At 68.4% G+C, this 15904-nt stretch carries 7 protein-coding genes; 1 reads left to right on the top strand and 6 read right to left on the bottom strand.

Annotation, left to right across the window (positions count from 1 at the left end; translation table 11 throughout):
* Positions 1-37: 37 nt before the first annotated feature.
* The 6 genes from NV1_RS24480 to NV1_RS24455 form a co-directional block, all read right to left on the bottom strand.
* Entirely contained in the window at positions 38-2176 is a 2139-nt protein-coding gene (locus tag NV1_RS24480; RefSeq protein WP_067895721.1) for an acyltransferase family protein, read from the bottom strand.
* A 197-nt stretch (positions 2177-2373) separates the two neighbouring features.
* Entirely contained in the window at positions 2374-3432 is a 1059-nt protein-coding gene (locus tag NV1_RS24475) for a L,D-transpeptidase (protein ID WP_373864651.1), read from the bottom strand.
* A gap of 907 nt (positions 3433-4339) precedes the next feature.
* A complete protein-coding gene (locus NV1_RS24470; RefSeq protein ID WP_067895718.1) occupies positions 4340-4567 on the bottom strand; it encodes a ferredoxin in 228 nt (75 codons plus the stop codon).
* A 10-nt stretch (positions 4568-4577) separates the two neighbouring features.
* Positions 4578-5786, bottom strand: coding sequence for a cytochrome P450 (locus NV1_RS24465; protein WP_067895715.1), 1209 nt, complete (start codon positions 5784-5786; stop codon positions 4578-4580).
* A gap of 106 nt (positions 5787-5892) precedes the next feature.
* Positions 5893-6489, bottom strand: a complete 597-nt coding sequence (locus NV1_RS24460) for a TetR/AcrR family transcriptional regulator (RefSeq protein WP_067895710.1) — start codon at positions 6487-6489, stop codon at positions 5893-5895.
* 247 nt (positions 6490-6736) lie between these two features.
* Positions 6737-8947: an MMPL family transporter gene (locus NV1_RS24455; protein ID WP_067895708.1), complete on the bottom strand. Its 2211-nt coding sequence runs from the start codon at positions 8945-8947 to the stop codon at positions 6737-6739.
* 419 nt (positions 8948-9366) lie between these two features.
* On the opposite strand from NV1_RS24455, the gene NV1_RS24450 reads away from it, so the two are divergent.
* Positions 9367-15807 carry a type I polyketide synthase gene (locus NV1_RS24450; RefSeq protein WP_067895705.1) on the top strand — a complete coding sequence of 2147 codons (6441 nt, stop codon included), beginning with the start codon at positions 9367-9369 and terminating at the stop codon, positions 15805-15807.
* Positions 15808-15904 lie beyond the last annotated feature (97 nt).

Raw genomic sequence — 15904 nt, 5'->3', positions numbered from 1 at the left:
GTCACTCGCGGTGTGCAACTGGCGAAACCCGGTGCGCTCACCACCATTTCAGGATCGGTCGCATCGCCCGGCCCAGCGCGGGCGCCAGGGATCGCGAGTAGTTCGCGGTCAGGTGATGTTCGTCGTGATAGATGAGGATATTGCCTGCGGAGACCGGGCAGGTGTCCGCCGCGCAGACGGCATCGGTCATATCCAGGGGGAAGACGTTCGGGAATCTCGCGGCGGGCTCGGCTTCGGGGTTCACCGGGTTCAGGGCGTAGTCGCGGGGCAGCCCGCAGCTGGTGCTGTCGCCGCCTTCGGCCAGGCAGTCCGATGCGCGGTAGCGGATGCCGTCGTGGCGCAGCCAGGGCGTGTCGCGGATGGCGACGACGTTCAGATTGCGATCGGCCAGTTGGGACCAGACGTCCAGATAGTCCTGCGGGGTTTCGTCACCGGGGCCGTCCAGGGGGCGGGTGCCGGTGGTGAACACCCAGTCCGGACGTTCTTGTCCCAGCCGGTCGATCACCTGACGGGACCAGTCGCGGCAGTCCGGAATCGTCTCGCCCTTGTAGGAGATATCGTCCGAGACGGTCAGCGGGCAGCCCATCTTCAGCATCACCCGCACCCGGAAGCCGTGCTCGCGGCCGAGGATCTGCAAAGCCGGAATCCAGTGCTCGGCGTGGGAGCTGCCGACCACCGCGAGGGTGCGCTGGGCGTTGCGGTCGCCGTAGTCGCAGGTGATCAGGTCGGTCGTCGACCAGTCCGCGATGCAGCCGTCGGTGGTCGGATAGGGCAGATCCGCGGGCGCTTCCAGAACCGTGGGTCGCATCCGCGTCTGCGGGACCGGCGCGCCCGCGGCCAGCGCCTCCGCGCCCGGATACTGCGCCGGATCCAGCCATGCCGGTGGTTTGGGCCCGTTCGCGCCCATCGCCAGGTGCCAGGATGCGCTCGCGCCGATTCCCAGAACGCCGATCACCGCGACCAGTGCGCCGACGGGTCGCCGGAAACGCATCGGGATCGCGGGGACGGGAACCGCCTGCTCGACCCGCTGGGCCTGTTCGGCCGCGATCGCCCGCGCCGAACGCATCCGCAGCGGTTCCTCGACCAGGTGCCGGGTCGCGTACGCGAGCACCAGCGACACCCCGATGACGCCCAGGCCCCCGATGGGGCCGGCCATCGGCCTGCCACGCTCGGAGAGGTAGAAGATCAGGAACGGCCAGTGCCACAGGTACAGCGAATAGGCCATCGCGCCCAGCTCCACGGCCGGGCGCGTGGCCAGCCAGCGCAGCGGTAGCGGCCGGGCGGCGGGTTCGAGATTGTTACCCGCGAGGATGAGCGCCACCGCCGCGCCGACCGGGATCAGCGCCGCGGGGCCGGGGAAGACGGCCGCGCCGAACACCAGCTCCCCGCAGATCGCAACGATGACCAGCCCGGCGACCGCCAGTGGTGCGCGCATGATCCGGGGCATGGTCAGCCACGGTGCGGCGATCGCCAGCAGCCCACCGGCCAGCAGCTCCCAGGCTCGGGCGAACGAATCGTAGTAGTTCCAGCTCTGCTGGGCGTTCTCCCCGACCATCGCGTAGACGAACGACGCCACCGTGAGCACGCCCAGCAGCACGAGCAGTGCCGGGCGCACCTGCCCGGGACGTCCCAGCTTGCGCAGCGACCAGGCCACCACGGCCAGCGCCAGCGTGATGGCCAGATAGAACTGCCCCTGCACCGACATCGACCACAGATGCTGCAGCGGGCTCACCGATGGGTCGGCGGCCAGATAATCCGAGGACGCGAGCGCCAGATGCCAATTCTGGTAATAGAACGCCGAGGCCAGCGTCTGATCGGCCAGATCGGCCCACTGGGTGATCGGGCGCAGCGTCACCACCGCGAGCACCACGGCCGCGAGCACCACGACCAGTGCCGGAAGCAGTCGGCGCAGCGTGCGCCGCACGGTGAACAGCACGCGCACCGCGCCGCCGGATTCGATCTGCCGCACCAGCAGATCGGTGAAGAAGAAACCCGACAGGACCAGGAAGATATCCACACCGCCGGACACCCGCCCGAACCAGATGTGGAAGAGCACCACCAGCGCGATGGCCACACCGCGCAGACCGTCGAGATCCAGGCGGTATGCGGCCGCGGGACGGGCGGCGGATGAGCTCTGCTGTCGGCCGGATTCGACCGACTGTTTCGTCCTCCCCATCACTGAATGCAAAGCCGTTGTGCCAGTGCGTAATTCGCATCCGGTATCGGTCGGGCCAGTGAAACGGAACGTGTCAACGAGGAATCCGGCACATGAATTCTCTTATCACGTCCGGTAACGGGGGTCCAATCCGGACATTCCGAACGTGTCCCGCCGTCGCGGCCGGCGGACGCGGCCGCGACGGCGGGTCGGACCTGCTAACTGCCGGCGTTACCGGCCTGCCAGGTCTGCCACGGGACCTCCCAGTCGCCGTAGGTGTCCCACACCGGCAGGGCGGGACCGCCGGAGTTGGTGATCTCGACGACGTCGCCGATGCCGAAGCGGTCGTAGAACCACTGGGCGTTGTCGGGCGAGAGGTTCACACATCCGTGCGAGACGTTGCTGCTGCCCTGCTGCCCGACCGACCACGGCGCGGAATGCACGAATTCGCCGTCGTTGGATATGCGTTCGTCGAGCGCCACGGTCTCGCGGTAGTAACCGGGCTGTCCGGCGCAGGTGCCGTAGGTGCACGAGTCCATCACGATCGAGGGCTGCTTGTCGGAGATGACGTGCGGGCCTTCGTGCGAGGGGAAGCCGGGCGAGCCCAGGCTCATCGGCATCTGGTTGACCTGTTTGCCGTTCTGGAAGATGGTGAGCTGGTCGGTGTTGCCGTCGGCCTTGGCGACCCAGGCGTCGTGCACGGTGTAGTCGGCGCTGTTGTTCTCCGCCCCCAATACACCGTTGCCGAGGTCGAGGCCGACCACATCGGCCTCGATGTGGATCTTGGTGCCCGGCAGCCAGTAGTTCGGGCCGCGGTAGTGCACATCCTTGTCGTCGACCCAGTACCACGCGCCGGGTTGCGCCGGGGTGACGGTGACGTGCAGATGCTTCTGCACCTCGGCCTTGTTGGTCACCGGCTTGGTGAACTGGAACACCATCGGCTGTCCGACACCGATACCCGTATTGGCGACCACATCCGGTGCGGGCACGACGTTCGCGTAGGCGGTGCTGATGTTGTCCGTGGACATCGTGTTGACGGTGAAGTTCTGCTTGGTGTGCGCACCAGCGGAGTTCACCGCGTCGGCGGTGATCGTGTAAGCGCTGGAGAAGGCCAGCGAATCTGTGCTGGTCCAACTCAGGCCGTCGGGGGCCATGGTGCCGGCGAGCGGTTTGCCGTCCGGAGTGGTCGCCGTGACCGACGTGAGGTGGCCGCCCGTCGCCGAAACGGTGATCGGGACGCTCGGATTGATCGGGTTCGCGGCGGCCGGAACGTTGATCGTCGCGGCCGGGACCGTGGGCGTGGTGCTCTCGGCGGCGCTCCCGCCACTGCCGTGATCGCTCCCGGACCGGCCCAGGAAGACCGCGCCGACGGCGATCACGACGATCACCACGGCCGCGGCGACCAGGAGCCACGTCGCGCGTCCGGGGCCGGGCGTCGAGGTACCGGGCGCGGCCGGTCCGACCTTGGTGGGCGGTGCGACGGGCGTCGACGACGACAGAATCGTCGTCGGCGCGTCGGCGGGTCCGGGAGTGGCGGGTGCGCTCGGCGATGCCGCGGCCGGGATCGCGGTGGTCGCGGCCGCGTCGGCGCTCGGAATCGCGACTGTGGCCGCGTCGGCGTCACGCGGGGTGGTCGTGGCCTCCGCGCCGGCGGCGGTCTTGCCGGAATCGGACGCCTTGTTCGTATCGTCTTGCGTGCCAGCGTCTTCGGACGCGGCGCTGCCTGAGGTGGCGGAGGCGTCCCGGGGTGCGTCGGATGCGGCCGGTGGTGTTCCGGGTCGGCTGTCCTTGCCGGATGGTGGGTTGGCTTCGGTCGGTTCGCCGGGGGTCGATTCGGTCACGGTGTTCTGTTCGTCCTCACCGATCCCCGTGTTAGCGGTGGCCGGTATGTCGCTAGTGGTCGGTTCCTGGGCGGGCTGCGATCCGCTGGTGTGTTCGGGATCGTGGGTCTGGCTCATCGTGCCCGCACCCGGGTCAGTATTCCACGTCCACCTCCGCGCCTCTGCGCCCGTCCGCCCCCGGTCGGCGAGGACAGGGTGCGATCGTTACAACATTTTCGCATGCTTCGATCCTGCCGCACGATCGCGAAAAGGGCTCTCCCTCACAGGATTCGCACAGCGGAGCGAGACCTTCGCCGCGGTGCGGGCCGGGCCGCGGCGATCGCTCGCCGCGACCCGTTTCGACTCACTGTTCGGGTGCCAGCACCTTTCCGGAATCGGCCGCACGCACCAGAATCGCCTCGACCGGACAGGATTCCGCGGCATCGAGAATGCTCTCGTCCGGATCGGCCGATTCGGCGACCGGACTCGAATAGCCGTTCACGAGGGTGAAATGCGCCGCGGCCGTGCCCGTGCACATCCCCGAGCCGATACAGGTCTCGCGGTCCACCGAGATACGCCACTGATCGCTCATTCGCGCACTCCTACCACGTCACCGGCAGCGCGACGGGCCCGCGCACCAGTAGGCCGGTCTTCCACGGGACCTCCTCGGCCGGGACGGCCAGGCGCAGCCGCGGGAACCGGTGCAGCAGGGAGCCGAGCGCGACCTGCAACTCGACCCGCGCCAGTTGCGCGCCGAGGCAGTGGTGTACGCCGTGCCCGAAGGCGATGTGCGGATTGTGTCGCCGGGTCAGATCGAGTTCGGCCGGGTCGTGGAAGATCGTTTCGTCGCGATTGGCGGACTGGGTGTTGACGAATACCGCGTCACCGGCGCGGACGATGGTGTCACCCACCTCGACATCCTCCGTGGCCACCCGGGCGAAGGCGCCACCGGAACCGAGCTGCACGTAGCGCAGCAGTTCCTCGACCGCATCAGGCACCAGATCCGGATCCGCGCGCAGCGCCTCCCACTGGCCGGGCGTGGACAACAACAGATAGGTGAAGTTGGCGATCTGGTTGGCGGTGGTCTCGTGCCCGGCGATGAGCAGCGTGATGCCGAGTTGGACCAGCTCCTCCTCGGTGAGCCGGTCGTCGTTGTCGCGGGCGGCGACCAGCGCACCCATCAGATCGTCGCCGGTGTCCGGCGCGGCGCGGCGCTCGGCGACGACCTCGGCCAGGTAGGTCTCGAGTCCGGTGCGGGCCGAGGTGATCTCCTCGGCGGTGTAGGCGGTGGTGGACAGAATCGCGTCGGAGAAGTCGCGGAACCGGTGCTGATCTTCCGGTGGCACGCCCAGCATTTCGCAGATCACCGTAACCGGAAGCGGCAGAGCCAGATTCGCCACCAGATCCGCGGGTGCGCCGGTGCGTTCGAGCTCGTCGAGGCGCTGATCGACGATCTGCTGGGCGCGCGGGCGCAGCAGATCCACCCGGCGGCTGGTGAACGCCTTGGCGACGAGTTTGCGCAGGCGGCTGTGCTCGGGCGGATCCATGCTCAGCAGCGAATTGGCCCGGGAGGGTTGGGGAACCGCGCGCGGGATGTCCTCCCGGTCCACGGTGACCGCGCGGCTGAACCGCGGGTCGGCCAGTACGAATTTGACGTCCTCGTACCGGGTGACAAGCCAGCCGTCGCCACCGTAGGGCAGGTGCACCCGGCTGATCGGTTCGTCCCGGCGCAACTGCTCGAAGAGCGGATGGATCTCGAGCCGGACCGGATCACCGAAGGGGTAGTCGCGTACCGGCGAGTCGACGCTCATGTGAACTCCCTTCCCCCACGTCGCTCACGGCGTGCAAGCGATGTAAGCAGTTGCTTACAGAAGCATCGTAAGGTGGTCCCCGGGGCCCGTCAACGGATGAATATCGTTATCGCGGTGGGAAATTCACATCCATGCGCTCGAGCAGCACTCGCGCGGCCCGCAGCACATGACCGGCAACCGCGTCGGGATCGGCCCCGGCCAGCGGATCGCGCTGATGCACCGAACGCATCAGCCCGATGCCCAGCAACCACGCCAGCAGCAGATCCGCGCGCAGCTCCGCATCGGATTCGTCGGTCAGGGTGGACAGCGCGCGCACGTATTCCTGGCCCAGCTGCGCGCGGATCGCCGCGGTGCCCTCGTCGTGCCCGCTCGAACGCAGCGCGGCCTGCAACCAATATCCCTGGGCGGCAGTCTCGCCCGGTTGCAGCATGCGCTCGAGCATGCGGCCCAGCAGCGCGTCGTCGGGCCCCTCGGCGAGCACGCGGCGGCCGCGATCGGTGATCGAGGCGCGGAACAGTTCGTCCTTGGTGCCGAAGTAGCGGAACAGCAGCGCTTGGTTCACTCCGGCGCGTGCGGCGATATCGCGCACCGTGGCGCGCTCGAATCCGCGCTCGGCGAACAATTCCTGAGCGGCGCTCAGCAGTGCCGCGCGGGTCGCGGCCGAATCGCGTCGGCGTCCGGCCGGTGCGTTCTCCTCGGACATCCACCCTCCCGGTGATCGTCCCAGCAGAGTACGGGCAACGCCTCGGTGGGAGGGCGCACACGGTGGGGAGCCATCGCGGCCGACCGGTCGAACCGTGTCGCCGGATTCGCCCGGGTTGCTCATCGGATGCGGCGGTCCGGAATACCTGTTTCCCGGCGAGCGGTGTGCTTCATTGGGCGGCAGCGGGATTCACGTGACAGCCTGATGTGACGGAAGCGGCCGTCCGTGGGCAGAGATTCGGCCCGGATCACGGGGCGGCGGAATGGACAACCTCCGGGGTTGCCTCGGCATCCGGCTCGGCGGGTTCCGGGCCGCCGGGCGGCCGGCGGCGTGTGCGGGTGCGCAGCCGCGGGGACCACCAGGAGATATCGCCGAACAGGCGCATCGTCGCGGGGACGAGCAGCATGCGCAGAATAGTCGCGTCGATGAACAGAGCCGCGACCATGCCGTACGCGATGTACTGCATCATGACCAGATCCGAGAGTGCGAACGCGCCGGTGACCACGAGCAGGATCAGCGCCGCGGCGGTGATGATCCGGCCGGTGTGCGCGATCCCGGAGCGGACCGCCTCGACGGTGGACGCGCCCGCCCGGCGCGCCTCGACGACGCGGGCCAGCAGGAATATCTCGTAATCGGTGGACAGCCCGTAGATCACCGAGACGATCAGCACCAGAACCAGCGCCATGATCGGCTGTGGGGTGAAATTCATTGCGCGCGAGCCGTGTCCGTCGACGAATATCCAGGTCAAGATGCCCAGGGTGGACCCGAGACCGAGCAGGTTGAGGGCAGCGGCCTGCAGCGGCAGCACGATCGAACCGAAGGTGGCGAACATCAGCGCGGTGGTCAGGACGAAGACCAGGGCGATCATCCAGGGCAGCCGATGCAGCAGCGCGTCGACGCTGTCGCGCTGTTCGGCGGGCGTACCACCCACCAGAACCGTTGTGCCCCTGGGCAACGGCATCGAACGCAGGTAGTCGATGGCCGGGTCGGGGTGATGCGGATCCAGCAGCACGGTGTCGGTGGTGAAGACGTTCGGATTCGAGTTGCCCTGCACCGGTTTCGGGAACGGCGCGGCCAGACCCGGCGCGCGATCGGCGGTTTCGATTACGCCGGGCACCTCCCCGGTGTCGTTGGTGATCAGGACCAGGGAGACCGGGCCGGTCTGACGCAGCGGGAAGATCCGGTCGAAGTGTTCCTGCGCGAGGCGGGTCTGGTTGTCCGGCGGCAGGAACCGCTCGCTGATCCCGCCGAACGTGATGTCGCGCACCGGGGCGATCAACAGCACCAGGATGGCGACGATCGGAATCCCGACGGCCAGCGGTCTTTTCATCACCCACCCGGCCAGCCGCCCCCAGCGGTTGTCCGGATCCTCGGCGGTGCCGCGGGTGCGTTGGAACCGGCGGAACCCGAACAGGTCGATACGCCGGCCCAGCACCGCGAGCATGGCGGGCAACAGGGTGACCGCGGTGAGTGCGGCCAGTGCGACGGTGATCATCGCGCCATAGGCGAACGAGCGCAGAAAGCCTTGCGGGAACAGCAGAATGGCCGCCGACGCGGCCACCACGATGGTCGCCGAGGACATCACGGTACGTCCGGCGCTGGCCACCGTGCGCCGCACCGCCGCCGGTACGTCGTGCCCGTCGGCGAGTTCCTCGCGGAATCGGCTCACGATGAACAGTCCGTAGTCGATCGCCAGCCCCAGGCCGATCATCGAAACCACCGGGGAGACGAAGGAATTCACGTCCGTGACGGTGGTGATCGCCCGGATGATGCCCCATGCGCCGATCACCGTGAGCCCGCCCGCGATCAGTGGCAGCGCCGCGGCGACCACCCCGCCGAAGACGAAGAACAGCAGCACCGCGACCGCGGGGATGGCGAACAGTTCCATCCGCATCTGATCGTGCGCCATGGTGTCGTTGAGCGCCCCGGCGACCGGCTGCCCGCCCGCGACCTGCATATCGATGCCCGGAATGGTGAACGCCCCCGCGACGCGCCGGTAGTTGCGCATCACCTCGGTGTTGTCGCTGCCGCGGATCGCGATGGAGGCGAAGGCATATCGACGATCCGCTGAGCCGAAGACATCCGGCAGCGACAGCCCCGTCGAGGTGTGCCAGTAGGTTCCGTTGACCTTGGCGATCTGCTCCGGAAAGCGTTGCGGCAGACTGTTCAGGCTGTTCACCACGGTCCGGGAGAACACCGGATCGTCGACGGTGCGTCCGGACGGCGCGTGGTAGAGCACCAGCACATCGGCAATGTGGTTGCGCCCGAACGTCTCATCCTTGATACGAGCCTCGCGGATGGACTGCGAACCGGGATCGTCCCAGCCGTCGGCGCTGAGCCGATCGTGCAGATCCATTCCGTAGACGCCCAGTGCCAACAGCCCGGCCAGCAGTACCACGATCACCGTGAACCGCCGTCGAACGACCACGTCCGCCCAGCGTGTGAAATCGGCGAACAAAGGCCGCCTCCCTGCCGCGTCGAATATCGGTATATGCGTGGCGACCGGTATGCACGCCGAACGCCGATGGGATCCTATCCGCGCATGTGCGAATTCATCGATGATAGGTCGGGTATTCCGAAACGACACAATGACACGCTGTCCGTATTGTGAGCGATACCGAGTGCCGCATTGTGGCTCGATCCAGTCGTGCGATACGCCTTTGGCTGGGCGGCCATGCCGCTCACCAGCGCGTCCTGGGCAATGTCACAGTCGCGGGCAGGGCGTGTCCGAGGACGGCACAAAATGTGCTCGCGGGACTGTTCGTCTCGTTATGCGTCGATACACTGAGCCGGGCCTGTCAACTGTACGGGGTGCTGAATTACACGGATCGCCGAATTGGGCGGCGATGACATATCCCGAGCTCGGGAGGAAACTGCGTGTCTGATATTGCAATTGTCGGTATCGGTTGTCGATTCGCGGGCGGGATCGACTCGCCCGACACGTTCTGGGATTTCGTGGTCGACAAACGGGACGGAGTGGTGGAGATTCCGGCCGACCGCTGGGATTACCGACGATACTACGATCCCGAACCGCGCACGCCGGGTCGCGCCTACACCAAGCGGGGGGCGTTCATGACGATCGACCCCTGGGAATTCGACCCGGACTTCTTCGGTATTTCCCCGCGCGAGGCGACGGTCCTGGATCCACAGCAGCGGCTGCTGCTCGAGGTGACCTGGGAGGCTCTGGACGACGCGGGTGTGGCCGGGCGGGCGACCGGCGCGCCGGTCGGGGTGTACGTCGGCGGATTCGTGGTCGACCAGTCGGTGATCGGCGTGGTCGGCCCGGCGCTGTTCCACACCGACATGCACACCCCGGCCAGCGCCTCATACACCATGCTGTCCAACCGAATCGCCTACGCGCTCAACCTCACCGGGCCCGCGCTGACGGTCGACACCGCGTGCTCCTCCTCGCTGGTGGCCTTCCATCTGGCCTGTCAGGCGCTGGAGAACGGCGACTGCGAGGTGGCGTTGGCCGGTGGCGTCAACGTGATGCTGCAGCCCGAGACGTTCGTGCTGATGTGCAAGGGCGGATTCCTGGCCACCGACGGCCGCTGCAAATCCTTCGACGCCTCCGCAGACGGGTACGGCCGCGGCGAGGGCGCGGGCATGGTGGTGCTCAAGCGGCTCGAGGACGCGGTCCGCGACGGCGACCGGATCTATTCGCTGGTCAAGGCCACAGGTGCGAACCAGGACGGGCGCACCACCGCGATCACCGTGCCCAGCGCGGAATCCCAGGAGTCCCTGGCGCGTCGGGTGTGCACGCGCGCGGGCCTGAAGCCGGACGAGATCACCTACGTCGAAGCGCACGGCACCGGGACCCTGGTCGGTGATCCGGTCGAATTGCGGGCGCTGGGAAGGGTTTTCGGCGCACCGGCCGGACGCACCGGCACCCTGGGTGTCGGATCGGTGAAATCCACCATCGGACATACCGAGGCCGCGGCCGGTGTGGCGAGTGTGATCAAGGCGGCGCTGGCGATCGCGCACCGCACGATTCCGCCGCAGGGCTGGCTGGAAAAACCGAATCCGGATATCCCATTCGAGGAACTGGGCCTGAGCGTCCAGCTCGAGGCCGAGCAGCTCGCACCCGGTGGTGTGCCGATGACCATCGCGGTCAACGGATTCGGCTACGGAGGGACCAACGCGCACGCGATCCTGCAGGAGTACCGCGAACCGATGGCGAGCGCGAGCCGCGAGCACAAGCACTTCGGCATCCTCCCCATCTCCGCGCGCGGCACCGCCGCGGCCCGCGCACAGGCGGGCCGATTCGCCGATCTGCTTGCCGCGGGCGCTGATCCGGACCATCTGGCCGAGGCGGCCTGGACCCGGCTGGCGCACCATCCCCACCGCACCGGCGTCCTGGTCGACGGCGACACCACCGAGCTGATCTCCCAGCTGCGCCAGTTCGCCGGGGGCGAGGGCCGCGACGCGGCGCGCACGATCCTCTCGCGGGTGGCCGAACCGGTCTTCGTCTTCTCCGGCATGGGCCCGCAGCACTGGCGGATGGGACGCGAACTGCTCGCCGCCGGCGGGGTTTTCGCCGAGACCGCGCAGCGCATCGATGCGGAGTTCCGGGCGCTGTCGGGCTGGTCGATCATCGAGGAGTTGCAGCGGCCCGAGGACGAGTCGCGCGTCACCCGCACCGAGGTGGCTCAGCCCGCGAACTTCCTGGTCCAGGTCGCGCTGGTACGTGAGCTCGCCGAGTACGGCATCACGCCCGCCGCGGTGGTCGGCCACAGCGTCGGCGAGGTGTCCGCGGCGTACGTCACCGGGATGCTGACCCTGCCCGAGGCCGTGCGGGTCGCGTACCACCGGGCCCGGTTGCAGGCGACCACCGCCGGAACCGGCGGCATGCTCGCGGTCGGCCTGAGCCCCGATCAGGCCCGCGAACTGGTCGGCGACGACGCGCGGGTGGATATCGCGGCGATCAACAGCGCAAGCTCGCTGACCCTGTCCGGTGATGTGGAACGGCTGGACGAGATCGCCGAAAAACTCACCGGGGAAGGTGTTTTCGCGCGGCGGCTGCGGGTGGAGGTGCCGTATCACAGCGTGCTGATGGATCCGATCCTGGCCGAGCTGCGCACCGAACTGGCCGAGCTGAAACCGCAGCCGCCGATCGTGCCGCTGTACTCCACGGTCACTGGGGTACGGGTCACCGACGGCGACTGGGATGCGGAGTACTGGTGCGCCAACGTGCGCCGGCCGGTGCTGTTCCGCGACGCGATCGCCGCCCTGATCGCCGCGGACAGTCGGGTGTTCCTCGAGGTCGGCCCGCATCCGGTGCTCTCGGGCAACATTCGCGAGACGCTGCTGGGCGCGGACGTCAACGGCACCACCGTGCCGACACTCGATCGCACCCAAGCGGATTCGGAGAGTATCCGGCGCTCCCTGATCGGCCTGTACGCCGCGGGGGTGCTCGCGGTGGACACGCTGTTCCCGGCGGACCGCCCGGCCACACCGCATCTGCCGCTACCGCGCTATCCCTGGCAGCGCACCCGATTGCATTCGGCGCTCCCGCTTTTCGAGCAGGCGCGCCTCGGCACTCCCGACGGATACGCCATGCTGGGCGATCCGGATCTGGAGGGCCGCCCGGACTGGCTGTTGCAGGTCGGCGGCGAGTTGCTGCCGTGGCTGGCCGACCACGTCGTCAACGGGGTGAAGATCATGCCCGGCGCGGCCTACCTGGACGCCGCGCTCAGTGCCGCGGCCACCAGACTGGGCGTCAAACGTGTTGGCCTGGAACAGGTCCGGTTCGTCGCTCCGTTGATCATGGGCGCACCGGACGTGCCGCTGGTGGCGTTGAGCGTGGAGGAGGCCAGCGGGCGCTTCCTGATCCGATCGCGCGGCGCGACCGGACAGGCGTGGACCGTGCACGCGCACGGCCGCCTGCTGACCGGCAGCCACGAGCAGACCTTCGCCCGGGTGCCCGGCATCGAGGTCGGGGTCGACATCGATCCGGAGATGTTCTACTCCGGTCTGGATGCCGCGGGTCTGCAGTACGGCCCGGCCTTCCGGCGCGTGGTGGACGTGCGAGTCGGCGAGGATGTCGCGGTGGCGACCGTGGACGGCAGTATCGCCGAGGGCTCGGGACATCTGGCGCACCCGGCGGTGGTGGACGCGGCCATGCAGAGCGCGGCTCTGCTGTTCGCCGACGAGCGGATCAACGAGGGCACCATGGTCCCGGTCGGGGTGAACGCGGTGCGGTTGCTCGCCCCGCTGCCCGAACGCATCACCGTGGTGGCCCGGCGCGATCCGAAGGCGCGGCTGCGCGCGGACGTGGATCTGCTCGACGCCGACCAGAATCTGGTGATGCGTCTGACCGGCCTGCAGATCGGCGCCCTGCGTCCCGGGGACGATCCGCTGCACCGGATGGTCGACTTCTACTACGCCGACACCATGGAGCAGCGCGATCCGATCGACCCGGCCGCCCTGGCCGACGCCGGATCGGCCACCACGCTGATCGTCGCGCTCGGAAAAAGCTCGCGCGCAACCGAACTAGCGAGCGTGATCCCGGGATCACGTCTGTACCAAGTGGATTCGCCCGGACCAGAACTGGAGCCGGAACTGCTCGAGCTGCTGCAGGCCGGACGGGACGAGGGCACCCAGCGGCTGCACGTCGTCCTGGTCGCCGGGCCCGAACAGCCGGATGATGTCACGGAGCTGTGGACCCTCAAGCGAATCGCCGTCGCCGTATACGATTTCGCGAATCCGGAATCCACGGACGGGACACCGCAGTCGGTCTTCGGCGACGGGGCCTGTCATGCCACCCTGGTGACCGAGCGGGCCTTCGCACTGCCGGACACCCCGACCCCGCCGGAGCCGGCGCAGGCCGCACTCGCCGGTGCGCGCCGAGTGCTGCTCAACGAGCAGACCGCGCTGCGCTGGCGGTTGATCGACACCGAACCCGGCACACCGGTCGCCGATCTGGTCGCGGAACTGGCTGTGCCCGGGGCATTCTCGCTCGACAACTCCGACGAGGTGCTGTTGCGCGGGGGTGCGCGCTGGGTTCCGGTGGTGGTCAAACCACTGCCCGAACGGATCGAGGACCTGGACACCGATCGGCCGCTCACCGATCCGGAGGCCAACTTCGCCCTGGAACTGCCGCGCTCGCGGGTGCTGTCCGCGCTGGCGTGGCGCGAATGTCCCCGCCCCGCACCGGGTCCCGGTCAGGTGGAGGTCCGGGTGCAGGTCATCGGCCTGAACTACAAGGATCCGCTGAAGGTCATCGGTCTGCTCGGCGAACGCGAACTCGCGCCGACCTATTTCGGCACCGTGCCGGGTATGGAGGGCGTCGGGACGATCACCCGGCTGGGTGCGGGCGTCACCGATCTGGCCGTCGGCGATCTGGTGGCGATCGCGGCGAAGGGCATGATGCGGCGGTTCGCCATCGCCGACCGATCGCTGACCATCCCGCTGCCGCCGGACACTGATCCCGGATATTGCACCAGCACAATCGCTTTCGGCACCGCCGAATACGCGTTGCACGATCTGGCCCGGCTCGAGCCGGGGGAGACGGTGCTGATCCACGGCGCGGCCGGTGGTGTCGGCACCGCCGCGATCCAGGTGGCCAAGGCGCGGGGGGCCCGCATCATCGGTACCGCGAGCACCGACGAGCGCCGCGCGCACATCCTGACCCTCGGAGCGGATTACGCGGTGAACTCGCGGTCGCTGAACTTCGTCGACGACGTGCTCGGGATCACCGGCGGCGTCGGCGCGGACGTGGTGCTCAGCAGCGCCCCCGGGGAGATCCTGCGGCAGAACTTCAACGCCGTGGCCGAATTCGGGCGGATCGTGGAGGTCGGCAAGGCCGATATCTACACCGGCGGGCTGCTCGAGATGAGCAACTTCGACAAGAACGTCGCCTATTACTCGATGGATCTGGACCGGCTGGTCGCGGTGCGTCCCGAACGGCTCACCGCCCTGCTGCAGCGGGTCTACCAGCGGGTGTTGGAGGGGGTGTACCAGCCGCTCGAGTACACCATGTTCGATACCCGCGATGTGGCCAAGGCGTTCGAGGAGACCATCCGCTCGACCCGCACCACCCGGATCGCCCTGCGCATCGACGATCCGGAACCGCCGGTCCGGCCGCATCTACCGGAGCTCGAAATCGATGGTGCGGCAACCTATCTGGTCACCGGCGGTTTCGGCGGTTTCGGTATGGCCATCGGCCGCTGGCTGGTCATGCGTGGTGCGCGGCGACTGCTGCTGGCCGGACGTAGCGGTGCGGCCACCGAGGAAGTGCGGCGGCAGCTCGAGGCGTGGCGCACCATCGGGGTCGACGTGCTCGAGTGCAAGCTCGATATCACCGACGCCGAGGCCGTCGCGGCGATGGTGGCTCGTGCGCACACCGCCGGACATCCGCTGCGCGGGGTGTTCCACGCGGCGGGTGCGGTGGCCGACAACCGCATCGCGCTGATGGAACGCGATCAGCTCGACCGGGTGTACCGGCCGAAGGTGCACGGCGCGCAGGTGGTGCATCAGGCGGTCGCGGACGCCGGTATCACGCTGGACATGTTCGTACTGTGTTCCTCCGGCGGTTCGATGTACGGGATCTACGGTCAGTACAACTACTGCGCGGCCAATGTCGCGGTCGAGTCGCTGGCCGAGAAGTGGTCCCGTGCGGGCGAGCGGGCGCTGTGCGTCGGCTGGGGTCACCTGTCCGGTGCGACCGGCGGTATGGCCGCGGACGAGACCGCGGTGAAATATCTCGATCTGGTCGGATTCGGCGTCATCGATATGGCGGATGCCACCGCCTATCTGGAGCAGACCCTGCGCCTGGGCGCGACCCGGGCGGCCATCATTCCGACCGACTGGGCCAAACTCACCGGCACCTTCCCGCAGCTGGCCCGGACCGGTCGCACCATCGCGCTGGCTCAGGCCTCGGCCAAGGACACCTCGGAGCTGGCCCGGTTGCGGGACGAGCTGGCCGAGATGGAGGAGGTCAAGCGCGGACCGTTCATCGCCCGCAAGATGGCCGGGGAACTCGCCGTGGTGATGGGCGTTCCGGTGGAGTCGATCGATATGACCGTCCCGGTGCCGGAACTGGGTCTGGATTCACTGATGGCGGTCGAACTGGGCGCGCGGGTGACCAAGACGCTGGGCATCGATCTGATGTCCCTGCAGATGGGTCGCTCGTTCAGCCTGGAGCAGGCCGGTCCGAAGGTGGCCGAGCTGATTCTGGCCTCGGCCACATCGGCATCGGAAACCGAAGCACCGCAACCTGTTCCGGCCGGCGCGGGATCCGATCGAGCGTCTGCGGCGAACGGCGGCGCACCCGTGGCTTCGCCGCTGGTCCTGGCGAGTTCCGAGGTCGGGGCGTAGCCACTCGGGCACTTGTGAACCAGCCCATCGAGACTGTGCGCCGGTGCACGGCCCGACCGAGCATCCGCGAGGAGGGCCGTGCGCCGGCGCACACCGG

It is taken from the genome of Nocardia vaccinii NBRC 15922, from assembly GCF_001613305.1.
GTDB lineage: Bacteria > Actinomycetota > Actinomycetes > Mycobacteriales > Mycobacteriaceae > Nocardia > Nocardia vaccinii.
The sequence above is the reverse complement of the archived record's forward strand: the minus strand, read 5'-3'. Positions and strand labels throughout refer to the sequence as shown.